The organism is Rhizobium phaseoli, from assembly GCF_001664385.1.
GTDB classification, from domain to species: Bacteria; Pseudomonadota; Alphaproteobacteria; order Rhizobiales; family Rhizobiaceae; genus Rhizobium; species Rhizobium phaseoli.
Genome location: NZ_CP013536.1, coordinates 626,459 through 645,754, shown reverse-complemented (window position 1 = coordinate 645,754; position 19,296 = coordinate 626,459). Strand labels below are relative to the sequence as shown.

Genomic DNA, 19,296 nt, shown 5'->3' with positions numbered 1-19,296 from the left:
TATCAAAAGCACTGGCCAAAGCAGCCAGCGGGGAACGTTCCGCCATGGGAAATTTCGGTGGGGACGTGGACCGCCGCCCGAAGGCTGTACGGCTGATAACACCTTATCCACGGCGCGGCCTCACAAACAAAATATGAGCCGGTGCGTTCGAAGTCGTTCGATCTCGATTCTCTTTGCAACCAACCGGCCCGGATCGATCAGCCCCTGCTCCCAGCTCCCGATGAGGTGAGCAACGCATCTAAAAATCGGCACACTCTGTTCGACTCGCCCTCGACACGGCGAGTGTGAGCTTAGTCGCATATAGCGTCAAGCGGCGGCCGATTTCACGACCATGCGGCCTAAACCACAGACGATGAGGCGCGACATCTGCCTCAAGGCGCACACGGAAGTGGTCGTCGGCCAACCGATCCGTCAGCCTATGGTTCACGTATTGCGTTATCGAGCCCGCGCAGCAACGGATACAGGAAATAGGAGATCACCGTGCGGTTGCCGACCTTGATTTCCGTCGACACGGTCATGCCGGGAAGCAGCCGCACCGGCACATCCGCGACATTCAGCCGGGTATCGGCAAGCAGGATCCGCGCCTTGAAGAAGGGGGCGGCCGGCTGGCCGGGGGTGGCTGTCTGCTCTTGTTGGCCGGTTAGAAAGGTGTCCTGGCTGATGGTTCTCACTTCGCCGGAGGCGGTGCCATATTTCTGGAAGGGATAGGCATCGAGCTTGATGCGCGCTTCCTTGCCGACGGCCACCCGGCCGATATCGCGCGTATTGATCGACACTTCGGCTTCGAGCGGCACGTTGATCGGCACCAGCGTGACAACCGGTTCGGCCTCCCGCACCACCGAGCCGACCGAACGTTGCGCCAGATCGAGCACGACGGCATCGGCCGGTGCCGTCAGCGCTACCATGTTGCGGCGCAGCTCCAGTTTCTTCAGCTCTTCACCCGCCATGTCGCGCTGGCTGCGCAGGTCGGCCAGCTGCTCCATCGCGGCGCGGCGGAAATCCTCGATAAAGGCCTGACGGTCGGCGAGCAGCTTGGCATAGGTGTGAGCTGCCTCGTCGGCCTTGCCGCGCACGGCAGTGATATCGGCCTCGACATCAAGGCGGGCGTCGCGGGAGCCGAGCATGGTCAGCAGCGAGCCGCTTTCCGTGTCATAGAGCTTCTTTCGTGTCGCCTCGATCAGCGAGAGGTTATCGCGCCGGTCGTTCAGCACGGCCTCCTGGTTGCGGTTTGCCGCAAGGACGGAGGACTGGCCGGCGATTTGCTGCTCGAAATTCTTCAGCTGCGCGGTGTAGAAGGCGCGCCGTTGGCCGAACAGCTGCACCTGCAACTGCTCGTCCGGCGTATTGCCGGCGACCTTCGAATAGTCCTCGCCGGTCAGCTCGGTCTCAAGCCGCTTCACCTGCGCGTCGAGAGCGGAGAACTTTGTCTTCAACTGACCGACATCGGCCTGGCTGAAGGTGGCATCGAGCGTCGCCAGCGTCTGGCCGGCATGCACCACTTGGCCGGCCTTGACGTCGATCGTGCGGATGATCGAGGTTTCGAGCGGCTGGACGACGATAGTCGGCTGAGTGGTGACGAGCTTGCCGGGCGCAATCACCACCTCATCGATCGACGAGACCGAAGCCCAGATGATCGCCGAAGCAATCAGCGCTGTCACGCAATAGAGAGTCATGCGGGCGACCCGCGGCGGTGCGCGTTCCTCGAGCTCGACGGCATCGGACTGGAATTCAGCAATGACCGGCGGCAGTGGCGGGCGGGCGATGAGCTCCCTCCCCTTGCCTGAGTGGCTCTCGTTCGAGCCGCCACTGTCCAAGGGGGCCGGCAGGTTCTCGTCGGGTTTTCTCGCGTGCGCGCTCATGCAACCTGCCTCATCTGCTGGGACCACAGGTGGCGATAGGTCATGCAGCGCGATACAAGCTGATCGTGCCGGCCGATATCGGCGACCTTGCCACGTTCGACGACGAGAATGGCATCGGCATTGACGAGCGTCGAAAGCCGGTGCGAAACGATGATGACGGTACGGCCGGCCGCGATGCGGCTGAGATTGTCGCGGATGATCGCCTCGCTGTCAGGGTCCAGCGCACTCGTCGCCTCATCGAAAATCAACAGCTTCGGGTCGGTGATCAGCGCGCGGGCGATCGCCAGGCGCTGCTTCTGTCCGCCCGACAGGTTGGCGGCGTTTTCCTCCAGCATGGTGTCGAAGCCGCGCGGCAGCCGTTCGATGAACTCTTCGGCGCCGGCGATGCGGGCAACCTCCATGATCTCCTCGATGCTGGCATCCGGCTTGGCGGCGGCGATATTGTCGCGCACCGAGCCGCGGAACAGAAAATTGTCCTGCAGCACGACGCCGATGCTGGTTCGAAGATGCACGAGGTCGATCTCGCGGCTGTCATATCCGTCCATGCGCACCAGCCCTTCCTGGCTCTGATAGAGACCCTGGATGAGCCGGGTGATCGTCGTCTTGCCCGAGCCGCTCTTGCCGACCACGCCGAACACCGAGCCGGCCGGAATGGCGAAGGAGACATTGTCGAGCGCCGGCGCGCTGTCTGGAGCGTAGCGGAAGGTAACCCGGTCGAACTCGATGCGACCCTGCAGGCGCGGGCGAACACCACGCCCGCGGCCCGCCTGCTCCGGCCGCTGGTTCATGATCTCGCCGAGCATGCGCACCGACAGCGCCACTTCCTGATATTCGTGCACCATGGTGACGATCTGCACCAGAGGTCCGGAGACGCGGCCGGCGAGCATGTTAAAAGCAACGAGCGCGCCGATGGTCATCGCGCCGTTGAAGACATCGAGCGCGCCGAGACCGATGATCGCCACACTCATCAGCTTTTCCAGAAGGCCGGTCATCGATTGGGCGATGGTCGAAATCTTCTCGACCCGGAAACGCACCGAGATCGACTGGGCCGAATAATCGTCCCAAACCTTGCGCTGGCGCGGTTCCAGCGCCAGCGATTTGACCGTGCGCATGCCGTGCACGGTTTCCACCAGCAGGGCCTGGCGGTCGCCTTCCGCCTGATAGAGCGCCTGCAGGCGGCGCTGGAACGGCCCGACCAGCAGCATCACCACCAGGCCGACAAGCGCTGCGAAGCCGAGAACCACGAGCGTCAGCTTGACGCTGTAGAGAAGCAGGATCGGCACGAAGACAAAGAGGGACACGCCGTCGAGAAGCGTCAGGAACAGCCGGCCGGTCAGGAATTCGCGGATACGCCCCGTCTGCTGCATATGCTTGACGAGCACGCCGGCAGAGGCCTGCTCGAAGAGCGCGATCGGCAGGTTGAGCAGATGGCCGAAAGTGCGGGTCGCCACCCGGATGTCGATCCTGTTGGTCGCGTAGAGCAGCAGATAGCGGCGCAGGAAGCTGAAGGTCGCGTCGAAGACGAGCGCCACGGCGATACCGATCGTCAGAACCGTCAGTGTCGCATAGCTCTGATGTACGAGCACCTTGTCGATCACCAGCTGAAAGAACATCGGGGTTGTCAGTCCGAGGCCGTAAAGGACGAAGGCAGCGAGCGCGACATCGCGGAAGAAGCTGCGCTGCCTGATGATTTCAGGCACGAACCAGCGGAAGCCGAAAGGCCGGTCCTCATCGGACATGCGATAGTTGCGTTTCAGCAGAACCACCGATCCAAGCCAGGCCTTGGCGAATTGCTCTTCGCTGAGCATCATCGCTTCGGCGCGTGACGCCAGCGGGTCGAGAACGCGAATTCTCTCCTCCTCGCCGCTCCCGACGGCGTCGGCGATCACCACCCAATTGCCGTTCGTCAGTTCCGCCAGCACCGGAAAGGCCTGGCCGAGCTGAAACAGGGATCGCCAGTCGAGCGTCAGATGCCGGGCTCTGAGGCCGGCATCCTTCGCCATGCGCAGCAGCTGCCGCACGGCAACGGGATCGTTGCCGACGGCATAATCGTGCTGCAGGCGCTCAGGCGCAAGATCGACGCCGTGATGACGCGCGACGAGCGCCAGACAGTGCAGGTTGGTATGCAGAAAACCACTCATGGCCCACCCGAAACCCAATACGAAACCGAGGCGATATTTGTTTTATCAGTTGAAGTTCGGCGAAGCGTTCGAAGCGCCGACCGGCGCCGACTGGATCTCGGCAGCCGCCCCTGACATATCGGCAACGCGACGAACCGCACCGGCTTCGACCAGCCCGCCGAGCGCCTTCTGCATGAGATCGACCGCATTGGCGAAGGCATCGACCGGCATAATGATGCGCTGGCGGAAGACCGGCTTCGGATTGTTGTTGGCGTCACGGTCGGTCGCCGAAAGTGACATCAGGTCGATGCGCACGATCGTTCCGGTAATGGTGATTTCGCCGATGCCGTCTGCGTAAAGTTCATTGCTCATTGTTCTCTCCTCTTGTTGATCAAAGCGTCGCACGTCCAGCGGGACGCACTAACCGCTCGAATGTGCGTGGACAGCCCCGTGCGGCCACGCTGGAAACGGGTCCCGGAGCCCGACGGCCGTCTGCGGATCGAAGCCTGTCTCCTCACCGGTCAGGCAGTCGTCGAGTGCGACCCTGATTGCGCCTTCGTCGAAGCCGGCGCCGATGAAGACGAGCTCCTGGCGGCGGTCGCCCCAGACCTCGTCCCAATGCCGGTCGATGAGTTGGCGAAACTGCGGAAAGCGTGGCCACTGCACCTTCGGCACGGAGGCCCACCAGTAACCCCTGGTATCGATGCGGCACTGGGTGCCGGCGATCGAGAGCAAACCGATCTCGTCCGGCCTCGTCGCAAGCCAGAAATGCCCCTTTGCCCGGATGAGGCCCGGCCATTTCCTGCCGAGGAAACCCTGCAGCTTCGACGGATCAAACGGCCGGCGGCTGCGATAGACGAAGCTTCTGATGCCGTATTCCTCGGTCTCCGGCACATGGTCGCCCCAACCGAAGAGTTCCTTGTGCCAGAGCGGATGGCGGGCGGCCTTCGCCTCGCTGAAGAGGCCGGTATCGAGAATCGCGCCGAGCGGCACCTGGCCGAAGACCGCTTCGATCACTTGGGCATCCGGATTCAGTGCCGCGACGACCCGGCGAACTTCGGCAAGGTCGGCGCAGGACACGTCGCCTGCCTTGTTGATGATGACGACATCGGAAAATTCGATCTGCTCGACGAGCAATTCCACGAGCTTGCGCTCATCGTCCCCGTCACGCCTTTCGCCGCGATCGGCAAGAAACTCGGCGCTCTGGTAATCGGCGAGCAGATTGACCGCATCGACGACGCAAACCATCGTGTCGAGCCTTGCCACATCGCAAAGGGCCGCCCCGCTTTCATCGCGGAAGGAGAAGGTGGCTGCAACAGGCAGCGGCTCGGCAATGCCGGTGCCTTCGATCAGCAGATAGTCGAAACGGCCGGCGGCTGCCAGCCGCCTGACCTCACTCAGGAGATCCTCGCGCAGCGTGCAGCAGATGCATCCGTTGGTGAGCTCCACAAGCGTCTCGTCCGTGCGCGAGAGGTCTGCGCTCCCCTCGCGCACGAGATCCGCATCGATGTTGACCTCGCTCATATCGTTGACGATGACAGCAACCCGACGACCCTCCCGATTGCTCAGGACATGATTGAGGACAGTCGTCTTCCCGGCGCCGAGAAACCCGGCGAGAACCGTAACCGGCAATCTGATATCTGTACGCATCATCGATACTCTCACACTTTACGGCATGCTTGGTCTTGCATCCGCGTGGGCGTTACGCCGCGAGCTGCGGTTTGAATGCCACGTCCACGTAGTAGTTCGTGCTGTTATAGCTGGCGGTCGGGAACAGCCCGCCCGATCCATAGGCATAGACGCCGTTATTGCCGCCTGATGCCTTCAGGTCTCCATTCGTCACGTCGCTGGCAAAATAATTGCCGGTCGCCGAATAATTGCCGTTGGTGGAGTAGGACACGACGTAAGTCGTATCCGCCTGGATGGCGATCTGTTGGCTGAGCTGCGCGGTCTGCCAGCCGCTCGCCGTCTCGTTGTTGAAGGTGACGCTGCCGAGAAGCGTGCCGGAAGCGGTCCACAGATAGCCGTTGTGCGGACCGGTATTGTCGGCGCCCTTGTAGAAGCGGATGGCGGTGATCCAGCCGGCGGCATCGGCCTGGAACTTCATGCCGAGATTGACCTGCTGGTTGTCGTTGACCGAGACGACCGAGGGCGTCGCGTTTGATGCAAAGAGGTTCTGCTCCGGACCCACGGACCCGCTGTTGACGGTGAGCGCCACCTGAGCCGATGCCGTGCCGCCCTTGCCGTCCGAGATCGCGTAGCTGAAGCTCGCCGGTCCCGAATAGCCTGCCGTCGGCGTAAACGTCACCGTCTGGGCCTGAGCATTCCAGGCGACCGCGCCGTTGACCGCCCCACTGACGCCGGTGATCGTCAGCGGATCGCCATCGCCATCGCTGTCGTTTGCCAGAAGCGCCGCGGCCTGGATGGTGATCGGCGTGCCCGTGTTGGTCGAGAAGCCGCTGTCATTGGCGGCGACCGGAACCGTATTTTGCCCGCCGCCCTGCTGATAGAGCACGTCGATCCAATAATTGCTCGCATTGTAGGAGGCGGTCGGAAACAAGCTGCTGGTGCCATAGGCATACAGGCCGTTGCCGCCGCTCGTCGTACTCGACGGCGCCGTCAGCACACCGTTCGAATAGTCTGTCACGAAGTAGTTCGCAGTGGCCGAATAGAAGCCATTCGAATGGTAGCTCGCCACATAGGTGGTGCCGGCTGAAACATTGATCGGCTGGGTAAAGGAAACCGTCTGCCAGCCGCTCGCCGTCTCGTTGATGAAGGTCGCCTGAGCCAGCAGCTGGCCGCTCGTCGTCCACAGCGAGCCAACATGCGTGCCGGTATCCTGGGCGCCCCTGTAATAGGTGAGCCCGGTAATCTGGCCGTTGGCGGAAGCGATGAATTTGACGCCGAGTTCGACCGAGTTGGCGTCATTGGCGGCGGCAATCCCCGACGTATCGGCGCCGGTGAACAGGCTCGACGTCGCCCCCCCGGCCGGCGGCGTGTTGACGGTGAGACTGACCGTGGCCGACGCCGTGCCGCCAAACCCGTCTGAAACCGTATAGGAGAAGCTCGCCGCGCCGGTATAACCCGCCGTCGGCGTGAAAATGACGGTCTTGGTCTGGCTGTTGAAGCTCACCGTTCCGTGGACCGCACCATTGACGCCGGTGATGCTGAGCAGGTCGCCATCGCCATCGGTGTCGTTTGTAAGCAGGCTGGCTGCGGCAATCGACAGCGCCGTGCTGGAATAGGTCGTGTAGCCATTGTCATTGGCGGCGACCGGCAGCACGTTGCTCGTCTGGTTATAGACGACATCCACCCAGTAGTTCGACGACTGGTAACTGGAGGTCGGGAAACCGGAGCCATCGGCAAAGACGCCGTTACTGCCGGCAAGCGCCGTCAGCGAGCCATTGCTGTGGGCGGTCGTGAAATAGTTTGCCGTTGCCACATAGGAGCCGGTCGTGTGGTAGGAGGCGACATAGGTCGTGCCGGCCAGGATATGCACCGGGTTCGAGAATGTCGCGGTCTGCCAGCCGCTCAGCGATCCGCTGTCGGCGAAGGTGACGGTCGCGACCAGCCTGCCATCGGATGTCCACAGCGAGCCGGTATGCGGGCCGGTATCGCCTGATGCCTTGTAGAAGCGGACGCCGGTCACCATGCCGCTCGACGAAGCGGAGAACCGCATGCCGAGTTCCAGCGACTGGCCCTCGTTGTAGCTTGCGCCCGACGGTCCTTCGCTCGACTTGAACAGCGTCTCCCCCGAAGGGCCCGGGTCCACGGTGAGGCTGACATTGCCCTGGTCCGTGCCGCCGCGCCCGTCCGACAGCGTATAGGTGAAGCTTGCCGGCCCCGAATAATTATTGGTTGGCGTGAAGGTGATGGTGCCGTTCTGCTTGTTGAGCGTCACCGTGCCGTTGACGGCATTGCCGACAGCCGAAATCGTCATCGCATCGCCATTCGGATCCGTATCGTTTCCGATGAGCGAGGCGATCGAGAGGACGACGCTGTCGTTGCGGGTGAGCGTCAGCCCCGTATCGTCGGTGGCGACCGGCGCGCTGTTGGGGCCGGCGTCGAAGACCACGTCAACCCAGTAGTTCGTGCCGGTGCCGAGGTTCTGGCCGGGAAAGATGCCGGCATTGTCGCCATAGGCGTAGACGCCGCCGCCATCGACGACCTTCAGCGCGCCGCTGGCATAGGTGCCGCCGAAATAATTGTCGGTGGCGGAGTAGTAGCCGTTGGTGTGATAGGAGGCCACATAGGTCGTGCCGGCCGTAATCTGGATCGGACTGGAGAACATCACCGTCTGCCAGCCGGAGAGCGATTCACCGACGGAGACACCCGTTGCCAGCAGCGTTCCGTCGGCGCTCCAGAGGCTGACGGCATGGTCGCCGATATTGTAGAAACCCTTGTAGAAGCGGATGCCCTCGACATAGCCTGCCGTCGTCGCCTGGAAGCGCAGGCCGAGCTCGACGGAATCGCGATCGATCGCCATTTCGACGGCGGGCTTGTCCGCCAGCGTCCACAGGCCCTGGGTGCCCGGCAAGGTGACGGTGACCTGCTTGCCGGCCGAGGGGGCCTCCATGTTGACGCTGTCGTCGACAGCGCGCGACATGATCGTATAGGTGCCGCTCGCCTGCACGACCCAGTTATAGCTCCAGCTCTCCCGGCCCGTCGCCTTGAACCAGTGCTGGCCGCCATCGGTGGAAATTTCGACGCCGGCGATGATACCGCCGCCGAAATCCTGCGCCGTGCCCGTGATCGTCACATGCTGGCCTTCGAGGAAGCTTGCGCCGACGAGCGGCGAGCTGATCGTCGAGGTGGGTTTCAGCGTGTCGGTCGATTGTGTCGCCAGGATCAGGCTCGCATCCAGCGTCGTCGGCTGGATGCCCATGTCGGCGAACATGTTGACCATCGCCTGCTGCACGTTGCGATCGGTCGACGTCGTCGGGCCCTGGTGGTTGTCGCTCAGGCCCCAGGACCAGAAGACGGTGCCGGCGCCGAAGACCAGCGCGCCGCTGGCTGCTCGGTACATGGTCAGGCTGTGGGTCGCCACCGCATCGCCGACCGTGGTGCCGTAGTCGCGCAGATAGGTGCTCACCGAAACCGTCGACAGCGAAAGGTTGATCAGTCCATCCGGACGGAATCCGTTCTCGACATCGGAATCCCATTCATAGCCAAGCAGATTCTGCACCAGATTGTAGGTATCGCCCTCGTGCAGCTCCGAAACATCGGTGTTGCGCCAGAAGCGTAGGTTCGAATAGTCGTAAGGGATGGAGATCGTATCCTGGCGGTAGCTGTCCACCTGGAACATCGTTCCTGTCAGCGAATTCTCCGGCTCCTGCCCCGGATCGGCATAACGCGGGTCGCGCCAGGTGCCGGTGCCGACATTGCTCGGATCCGTGCTCGTGCCCCAGGTCTCCTTGTAGCAGACCATGGTGCGATAGGCCTGGCCGCTGCCGTCGATGCTGCTTTCCCAGCGCACCTTCCAGTAGCACTCATTGCCGCTCCAAAAGGCGAGATTGACGCCGGCATCGCGGGCGGCCTCGACATTGGCGCGCTGTTCGGCCGACCAGTATTCGTCGTGTCCGACGGAGAGATAGGCATCGTGGTTGAGCAGCAGGCTGCCGCTGCGGGCCGCATCGACGCCTGAAATATAGGATACGTCGTAGCCGTTCTGCTCCAGCCAGGAGATGGCGGAGGATTCGGCGCCGAAGATGTAATCATGCGAGCCGCCGATCGGGCTCGTATTGGTGATGATCGGCCTGTTGTAGCTGACCGCCGAGGCGCGGCCGATGGCCTGCAGGCCGCAACTGCAGTTCGGCGGCAGGTAGCCGATCATGTTTGCGGGATCGACGGGCACTTCGCCGTAATAGAGGCTGGCGCCACCCCAGGCATTATAGGCCTGCCAGGTGGTGTCCGACGTCTGGAAAACGATATTGCTGGTCGAGGCGTCGTCGCGCACGACGAAGGGGATGATGCTGGCATCCTCGGTGCCATCCTCGCGCACCAGCTTGGCGAAATAAACGCCGGAGACCGCGTCCGTTGGAATCTGCCAGCTCGCTGAGACCGACCAGTTGCCGCAGTCGATAAGGCCGAGCGACATGTCGACGATCGGGTGCGGCTGGATCTGCGCCGTGGTCAGCTGCTGCTCGATCGAGTCGACCTTGCGCGCGCCGAGCCCGCCATAATAACCCATACGGTAAATATCGATGCGGTAATGGGTGGAGTCTGTGGCGATCTTGAAATCGACCGTCTGGCCGATATTGGTGCTGATTTCGGTGGCAAAGCCCTGGATGGTGCCGTTGCCGTCGCCCTCCAGCCCCCATTCGCTGATCGGGTTGCCCTGCTTCAGGTTTTCGAGTGCGATCTTGTTGGGCGTCGCCACAGGCGTAGCCGTCGCTGGAGCCGCCAGTGCTGTCGGGGCCGCTGTCGTCTCAGCAGACGAGCCCGAGCTCGGCGCGACCGAGAGGGATGCAACCGAGGTCTGAAGGCGCAGCGAAGCCGCGGCGACACTGCTGGAAGAAGGAACGGCTGCTGCCGTTTCGCCGCTGCCGCTGTCGGTACCGCTCGTAACACCCGTCAGCGCGGGAGCGGCAGGCAGCGTCGCAGCCTCCTCGTACGGATCCGGGCCAAGCACGGTGCGCTCAGATGTCGAGGAGGAGGTGTCGAAGACCGCTGCGGCCGACGCCGTTTTCGTGGATGTGTCCCGCGCGCCGCCATCCGCCGCAGGCGTCGGCATCGCTGTCGACGATCGAGGGGACGACTGGGCGTCGCCTAATGATATCAGGGAAGACGTGAGCGTGCCGGTGAAGGAGGATTGTACGGTTGCGCTACCCTGACTGGCAAGACCCGGGGACCCGTCAGTACCCGTCGAAGACACGACTGTCGTCGATCCAAGGGTTGCACTCCAGGAAGGGGGCGCACGACAGATACTCAACGCTCCACCAAATATACTCAAATACTCACGATTACTGACATGAATTCTCCGCATCAGCGGCGTCCCCATTCCGTCGATCGACCCTGAAGACTTCATCCTGCCAGCTTTCGCCATGGAACGGACGACAGCAATCAGGGGTATGTGGGTGGTACACCCATACGTCGATGTGATGATCCTCACCGCATCCCGGCTGGTCGAGCCGGTTAATACGCACGCGCTATCCTGCGCCGCCCGTGCTACCAGGCCGGAAACGGATCTTCGAGCGTGGCCCAGTCGCGCGGATCGGCGCTCGCGAGGCATCCGTCCAGTGCAGTCCGCACACCGGTCTCGTCCATGTCTACGCCGATAAAAACCAATTCCTGCCGGCGATCGCCCCAAGCATTGTCCCATCGGCTCTGAAGGTGCCGATGAAATTCCTGATGGTCCGGCCAGTCCTGCCGGGGCACGGCTGCCCACCACAGCCCCATGGGTTCGCAGCGCCGCTGGATCCCGGCAGCCGACATCAGGCCCACGTGGCGTGGGCGCGTGGCGAGCCAGAAATGGCCCTTGGCACGCAACACGCCCGGCCAGGGCGCATCGAGAAATGCCCGAAACCGCATCGGGTCGAAAGGACGCCTCGTGCGATAGACGAAACTCGATACCCCGTATTCCTCCGTCTCAGGAACATGCTCCCCCGGGCTGTACAATTCCTTGTGCCACAAAGGATGCGCGGCGGCTTTTGCTTCATCGAAGAGACCCGTATTGAGAACGGATTCGAGAGAAATCCTGCCGAAATCCGTCTCCACCTGGTGGGCATCCGGATTGAGGGCAGCCACCGTTTTGCGGACTTCGGCGCGGGTCTCTTCGTTCGCGTCCGAGATCTTGTTGATCACTACGACATCGGCAAACTCGATCTGGTCGACCAGCAAGTCGATAAGGGTGCGCCGGTCCTCGCCGTCCCTCTGCAGGCCGCGGTCGGCAAGCAGATCGGCGCTGCTGTAATCGGCCAGGAGGTTTGCAGCGTCGACAACACTCACCATCGTGTCGAGGCGAGCAAAATCGGAGAGCGAGACGCCGGTCTCGTCGCGGAAGGAAAAGGTTGCCGCGATAGGGCGCGGCTCGGCAATGCCCGTTCCTTCGATCAGCAGATAGTCGTATCGCCCCTCTTCGGCCAGTCGTCGCACTTCCGTCAGAAGGTCGTTGCGCAGGGTACAGCAGATGCAGCCATTGCTGAGCTCGATCAATGTCTCCGTCGTGTGCGACAGGTTGCAGCCGCCGTCGCGAATGAGACTGGCGTCTATGTTCACTTCGCTCATATCGTTGACGATGACCGCGACCCGCAGGCCTTGGCGGTTATTCAGGACATGGCTGAGCAGCGTCGTCTTGCCGGCGCCGAGGAAGCCGGCCAGTACGGTTACCGGGAGCCGCTCCTTATTCATCGGAGTCCCTTGAACGACAGCGGAGGCAGTTCCCCTCGCTGCGACCCGCATTTGCACCGTATTAACCTCATGCGAAACCGCTCCCTGACCTTATCCTTTCCGTCATGCGGCGAGCTGCGGCCGGAACACGACGTCGGCATAGTAATTGGCTGAATTGAAGGTGCTGGTCGGGAAGAGACCTGTGGTGGCAGAGCCGCCATAAGCATAGACGCCGTTTCCGCTCGCGGGCGCCGTCAGCGGGCCGCTGGTGACGGGGGTCGTAAAGAAATTGCCGGTCGCCACGTAGGCCCCTGTGGTGTGGTATGAGGCGACATAGGTCGTGTTGGCGGCAATGGTGAAAGGCGTTGCGAAGTTCACCGTCTGCCAGCCGCTCGCCGTGGTGTTGGTGAAGGTGGCGGTGGCGAGTTTGGTGCCTGTAGCACTCCAAAGGTCGACGACGTTCTGGCCGTTGTCGTTGGCGTTGCGATAGAATTTGATGCCGGTGATATCCCCGGCAACGTTCGACGTGAATTTGACGCCGAGTTCGAGCTGCTGACCGTCGTTGAGGTTGGTCTGGGACGGCGTGCTGGAGGCGGAGAACAGGCTATAGCTGGTCGATGATGTCGTCGACACGGCGATGTTGAAGGTCTCGTTGGCGGCGAGGCCGCCAAGGTCGGTCGCCGTCACCTTGACGCCATAAGTGCCTGTCGTCGTCGGCGTGCCGGAGAAGGTCCGCGTCGAGGTGTTGAAGCTCAGCCAGGAAGGCAGTGCCGTGCCGTCGGCGGCCGTTGCCGAATAGGTCAGTGTCTCACCGCTGTCGACATCGCTGAATGTCGTCGTCGGCAAGGTAAAGGAGAAGGCGGAGCCGACGGTGGCATTCTGCGTCGTCGTCTGGACGGCGAGCACCGGCGCATCATTGGCGCCATGGATTGTGACGGTCAAGTTTGCCGTGGCGGTGGCACCGGCGCTGTCACGCATCGTGTAGCTGAAGACATCGTTCAGCGTGTTGGTCGACTGCCGCAGTCCCTGAACGGCGGCATTGGTCTCGTTGATCGTATATGTATAAGCACCCGATGCATTGAGCACGAGACTGCCATAGGTGCCGGCGAGTGCCGAGCCGAGCGTGCCCGACGTCGCCCCGAAGATGACGGCCGTCACCGTCTTGGTGTCACCGGCGTCAGGATCGGTGTCGTTGGTCAGCACGTTGCCGCTGGCAACCGCGCCGCCCGAACCATTGGCCACCCCGCCCTTCTCGGTCGCGTCTCCTGTATCGGCAACTGCCGTCGGCGTCGTATTGCCGGGCGTGCCCGATCCCGGACGGAAGACCACATCGGCCCAATAGTTGGAAGCACCGAAAGTGGCATTTGGGAAAATGCCAGCGGTGGCGGAACCGCCATAGCGGTAGACGCCGTTGCCGCTGGCTGTCGCCGTCAGCGGACCGCTGGTGACGGCGGTCGTGAAGAAATTGGCGGTCGCCACATAGGCCCCTGTGGTGTGGTAGGACGCGACATAGGTCGTGTTGGCGGCAATGGTGAAGGGCGTTGCGAAGTTCGCCGTCTGCCAGCCGCTCGCCGTGGTGTTGGTGAAAGTGGCGGTGGCAAGCTTGGTGCCGGTGGAACTCCACAGGTCGACGACGTTCTGGCCGTTGTCGTTGGCGCTGCGATAGAACCTGATGCCTGTGACATCCCCGGCAACGTTCGAGGTGAACTTGACGCCGAGTTCGAGCTGCTGACCATCGTTGAGGTTGGTCTGGGCCGGCGTGCTGGAGGCGGAGAACAGGCTGTAAGTCGTCGCCGCCGTCGATGCGGCGATGTTGAAGGTCTCGTTGGCGGCAAGGCCGCCAAGGTCGGTCGCCGTCACTTTGACGCCATAGGTGCCCGAGGTCGTCGGCGTGCCGGAGAAGGTCCGCGTCGAGGCGTTGAAGCTCAGCCATGACGGCAGCGCCGTGCCATCGGCGGCCGTTGCCGAATAGGTCAGTGTCTCACCGCTGTCGACATCGCTGAATGTCGTCGTCGGCAAGGTAAAGGAGAAGGCGGAGCCGACGGTGGCATTCTGGGTCGTCGTCTGAACGGCCAGCACCGGCGCATCATTGGCGCCATGGATTGTGACGGTCAAGTTTGCCGTGGCGGTGGCACCGGCGCTGTCACGCATCGTGTAGCTGAAGACATCGCTCAGCGTGTTGGTCGACTGCCGCAGTCCCTGAACGGCGGCATTGGTCTCGTTGATCGTATAGGTATAAGCACCCGATGCATTGAGCACGAGACTGCCATAAGTGCCGGCGAGTGCCGAGCCGAGCGTGCCCGACGTCGCCCCGAAGATGACGGCCGTCACCGTCTTGGTGTCACCGGCGTCAGGATCGGTATCGTTGGTCAGCACGTTGCCGCTGGCAGCCGCGCCGCCCGAACCATTGGCCACCCCGCCCTTCTCGGTCGCGTCTCCCGTATCGGCAACCGCCGTCGGCGTCGTATTGCCGGGCACCGACACGGCGATGTTGAAGGTCTCGTTGGCGGCAAGACCGCCAAGGTCGGTCGCCGTCACCTTGACGCCATAAGTGCCGCCTGTCGTCGGCGTGCCGGAGAAGGTCCGCGTCGAGGCGTTGAAGCTCAGCCATGACGGCAGCGCCGTGCCATCGGCGGCCGTTGCCGAATAGGCCAGGGTCTCACCGCTGTCGACATCGCTGAAAGTCGTCGTCGGCAGGGTGAAGGAGAAGGCGGAGCCGACGGTGGCGTTCTGGGTCGTCGTCTGAACGGCCAGCACCGGCGCATCATTGGCGCCATGGATGGTGATGGTCAGGTTTGCCGTGGCGGTGGCGCCGGCCGTGTCACGCATCGTATAGCTGAAGACATCGCTCAGCGTGTTGGTCGACTGCCGCAGTCCCTGGACGGCGGTATTGGTCTCGTTGATCGTATAGCTGTAAGTCCCCGATGCATTCAGAACGAGGCTGCCATAGGTGCCGGCGAGTGCCGAGCCGAGCGTGCCCGACGTCGCGCCGAATTTGACCGCGGTCACCGTCTTGGTGTCACCGGAATCCGGATCGGTGTCATTGGTCAGCACGTTGCCGCTGGCAACCACGCCGCCCGAACCATTGGCCACTCCACCCTTCTCGGTCGCATCCCCCGTATCGGCAACTGCCGTCGGCGTCGTGTTCGAGGCCGACGTCGTAAACATCACATCGACCCAGTAATTCGTCGACTGGAAGGTGCTCGTGGGTAACTGGCTGTTGCTGCCGTAGCGGTAAACGCCGTTGCCGCTGGCCGGTGCCGTCAGCGGACCGCTGGTCACATTTGAGGTGAAGTAGTTGGTGGTCGTCGAATAGTGACCGCTGTTCGTGTGGTAAGACGCCGTGTAGGTTTGGCCAACCGTCAGTGTCACCGGACTCGTGAAATAGGCAGTCTGCCAGCCGCTGGCCGTCTCGTTGGTGAAGGTGAGGGTCGCAAGTCGCGTACCGGTACTCGACCACAACGAGCCGGTATGCGTGCCCGTATCCAGGTCGCCCTTGTAGAAACGAATGCCGGTGACGGTGCCTGCCGCCGAGGTCTGGAATTTCACGCCGAGTTCAACGGCTGAAGTATCGTTGGTGTTGACGACCGCCGGCGTCGCCGCACCGAAGAGAGAGGTGTAATTCGGCCCGCTGACCGTGACCGTTCGTCCCGCCGAGGGTGTTTCAAGGTTGACGTTATCGTCGACTGCGCGAGACCGGATGGTATAGGTGCCTGCGGTCTGCGGTGACCAGGTATAAGTCCAGTTCTCATCGCCCGTCGCCGGATGCCAGCTCGCCCCGTTGTCTGTTGAAACCTCGACCGCGGCGATGACCCCGCCGCCGGTGTCGGCTGCGGTGCCGGTAATCGTCACGCTGGATCCAACGGTCGCCGTGGCGGGAACCGTGATGACCGAGGTCGGTGCAGTATGATCCGAAGAGGCGGTTGCGGCGACGAGCCCGGATTGCAGTGTTCCCGGCTGAATGCCCATATCGGCGAGCAGGTTGACCATCGCCTGCTGCACGCGGGGGTCGGTCGGTGTCGCCTCGTTGTCGTGATTGTCGCTCAGGCCCCATGTCCAGTAGACCGTGCCGGCGCCGAACACCAGTGCACCGCTCGGCGCCCGATAAAGAGTCAGATTGTGGGTGGCGGTCGCATTACCGGTCGTGTTTCCGTAGTCCAGCAAATAGGTGCTGACCGGAAGCGTCGTCGATGAAAGCTTGACAAGACCTGCCGGATCGAAGCCGTTATCCGGCGCTTCGTCCCACTCGTAGCCGAGATAGTTCTTGGTGAGCGTTGCCGTCTGGCCAGGCTGAAGATTGGCAACGCTCGTATTGCGCCAAAAGCGCAGGTTGGCGTCGTCATAACCGACGGTGATCGCGGCGAGATTGTTGCCGACATCGTCGACCTTGAACAACTGCCCGGTCAGTGAGTTTTCCGGGTTTCCGCCGCCGATGGCGGGTGGGCTGAAGCGTGGGTCGCGGAAGGTGCCCGTCCATTCGTTGGAAGGATCGATGCCGGAGTTGGCCCATGTCTCCTTGTAGGTGATCAAGGTGCGATAAGGCGTGCCGTCGGCACTGTAGGCATTGCCCCAGCGGGTGCGCCAATAGACCTCGTTGCCGCTCCAGAACATAAGGTTGACGCCGGCATCACGCGCGGCTTCGACATTGGTACGCTGTTGACCGGACCAATATTCGTCGTGCCCGGCATCGATATATGTCTTGTGATTGAGCAACAGGCTGCCGTAGCGGTCGACGTCGACACCCGACATGTAGGAAACATCATAGCCGTTCTGTTCCAGCCAGTAGATGCCGGCATATTCGGCGCCGAACAGATAGTCCTGCGGGCCGGCATAAGTGCCGACCCCGCCGCGGGTCGCAATCGGTCTGTTGTAACTGACCGCATAGGCGCGACCAGCACCCTGCCCCGTCGCCGGCCCGTTGCCGCCATAGAGGTTTGCGCCACCCCAGCCGTTGTAAGCCTGCCAGGTCTCGTCGGCGGTCTGGAAGACGATGTCGCTTTGGCTGCCGTCGTCGCGCACGATGAACGGGATCTGATTTTCGCCAAAGGTGCCGTCCTGTCTGACGAGCTTGGCGATATAGACCCCTGAAACGGCATCGTCGGGAACGGTCCACGACGCCGAGACAGCCCAGTTGCCGGCATCGACCGTGCCAGTCGTGGAATTGCGCAACGGACTTGGCTGGGTCTGCAAGCCGGTGTGCTGCATGGTCGCGACCTTGCGCGCGCCCATGCCGCCATAATAGCCGAGCCGGTAGATATCGATCCGGTAGTTGGTGGAATTGGTGTTGATTTTGAAGCTGATCGTCTTGCCGTTGTCGACGCTGATATCGGTCGCAAACCCTTCGATGTTCGTACTGCCGGCACCGTCGATGCCCCACTCGCTTTCTGGGTTACCCTGCTTCTGGTTTTCCAGCACGATCGCGTTGCTGGCCGCCGCCGCCGTGACTGCCAGGCTTTGTGTAGTCAGCGACCGCTGCGTAGAAGGTGCGGGTGGCGTCGTCACCGAGCCGGAAAGGATGCCGGAGCCCTTCGTGGTGGTGCCCTTTCCGGTCTCTCCGCCGCCTGGCAACGATCCGTTCAAGGCCGTTGTTTCCGTCCAGCTTGCTGTTCCGTTCCAGCCCGAGAGGGGAGACAGGCTACGATCGAGAAGCGGATCGCTGATTGAGGCGGCGATGGCCCGCTTGGCCGTCGATACAAAGTCCGGCCCCTCGGTCAGCTTGGTCCCCGGCAATTGACCGTCCTGTTGGAGCAGGGCGCCGCCATGAGCCCAATCGAGAATGCGCGTCGGGGACGTATAGTAGCCGCACCCGCACACACCAAAGGGCATGCCAAAGGCCAGGGAATTCGCTCCGGCATGCTGTGCACTCGCCTGCGCTGACGGGCTCGATTCGAGAATGACGACTTTGCCCGAGTGCGCACGCTCACCGGCCACCGCAGAATTCTGCTCCGAACCTGTCGGCGCCGGGCTCTGCGGCAGATACGGGGCCAGTGGATCGTCGCCAATGAGGCTCATCCCGCCGGAGCTGCGATAAAGCGGCGATTGAGGTCCGAATGCAACTCCGTTCGCGTGCACGTTGAATCCCGCAAAGCCCGGCCCATAGGTAAAAAACCGAGACGCAACGCTGTTACCTTCCCGGGCTCCGGTCTCGCGATCTGCTGCGAAAGGGTCGGACAAGGGCGGCAGTGGGTGAGTGATACTGTCCTGAACGTCAGGGTCGGCCACCACCCCCGTCCGATGTTCCGCCTCGCGCTCGGCGAACGCCGGGTTATTGTTGGAATCGTCGACAGGCTTGCCATCAACCTTGGCTCCACCCGCATTTTTCGCGGATGCCGCAAGTTGAGCACTGTCCGCGTGCCTTTCGGCAGGCTTGCGCGGCCCCACCGTCTCGCCGGCTGCAAACCACCGAGGAAATAGTGAATCCACCAGGAGTGAGCGCGAAGTCCACCGACGAGCGTTGCGATTCATGGCAGGCACCTCTCGCGAAAATTAGCAGGGTCAATCTATCAAGATCGTTTTGGTACGCGGCCTTGAATTGTAGTCGAAAACGCCCAGAGTATATCCTACGCCTTTCGCTCTAAAGGCGGCATCCTTTGGGCAAACGGCCGCGCTGCGCCGCCGACGCGCTGGACGAGATGCACGAGGGCGGCGATTCGCCGCGTCCTGTGCAGGATCGAAGCCGCAGCGGTGGCGAAACCGCCGGTTCGTCCCGACAAAATCGATGATCCGAGCAGAAAGGTGCTACCGGCAGGGTTGCGCCTCTTCCAAGCGAGCGCGCCTATTCCTGCGTGCAGAACCTATTGATTTTCCCCGGTCTATGCCTTCGCGTCGCGCCGGAGATATATGTTTCTACCCAATTTGGGCTGAAGCACCTCCCCACCTCATCAATATTGATGTGGCAAAGCAAACAACCTCCACCTTCCTCAAGGCTTCGCCAGACTGCACACTGGCCATGCAGCTTCGGACTTGGCGTCCGGCGTTCAAGCAGCGTT

The 19,296-nt window shown here is 62.4% G+C and carries 7 protein-coding genes; all 7 read right to left on the bottom strand.

Annotated features, from left to right (window positions below; all coding sequences use genetic code 11):
- Positions 1–416: 416 nt before the first annotated feature.
- Positions 417–1,859, bottom strand: coding sequence for an HlyD family type I secretion periplasmic adaptor subunit (locus tag AMC88_RS30110; protein WP_004677263.1), 1,443 nt, complete (start codon positions 1,857–1,859; stop codon positions 417–419).
- Positions 1,856–4,000, bottom strand: a complete 2,145-nt coding sequence (locus AMC88_RS30105) for a peptidase domain-containing ABC transporter (RefSeq protein ID WP_004677261.1) — start codon at positions 3,998–4,000, stop codon at positions 1,856–1,858. Before AMC88_RS30105 ends, AMC88_RS30110 begins: the two co-directional genes overlap by 4 nt.
- Before the next feature lie 45 nt (positions 4,001–4,045).
- Positions 4,046–4,351 (bottom strand): hypothetical protein, encoded by a 306-nt coding sequence (locus AMC88_RS30100; protein WP_004677259.1) that lies wholly within the window; start codon positions 4,349–4,351, stop codon positions 4,046–4,048.
- A gap of 48 nt (positions 4,352–4,399) precedes the next feature.
- A complete protein-coding gene (locus AMC88_RS30095; protein ID WP_037117154.1) occupies positions 4,400–5,632 on the bottom strand; it encodes a GTP-binding protein in 1,233 nt (410 codons plus the stop codon).
- 49 nt (positions 5,633–5,681) lie between these two features.
- Positions 5,682–10,979 carry a DUF4082 domain-containing protein gene (locus AMC88_RS30090; protein ID WP_037117152.1) on the bottom strand — a complete coding sequence of 1,766 codons (5,298 nt, stop codon included), beginning with the start codon at positions 10,977–10,979 and terminating at the stop codon, positions 5,682–5,684.
- 167 nt (positions 10,980–11,146) lie between these two features.
- Positions 11,147–12,328, bottom strand: a complete 1,182-nt coding sequence (locus AMC88_RS30085) for a GTP-binding protein (RefSeq protein WP_010021733.1) — start codon at positions 12,326–12,328, stop codon at positions 11,147–11,149.
- Positions 12,329–12,430: 102 nt separating this feature from the next.
- Positions 12,431–18,772: a DUF4082 domain-containing protein gene (locus AMC88_RS30080; protein ID WP_064830259.1), complete on the bottom strand. Its 6,342-nt coding sequence runs from the start codon at positions 18,770–18,772 to the stop codon at positions 12,431–12,433.
- Positions 18,773–19,296 lie beyond the last annotated feature (524 nt).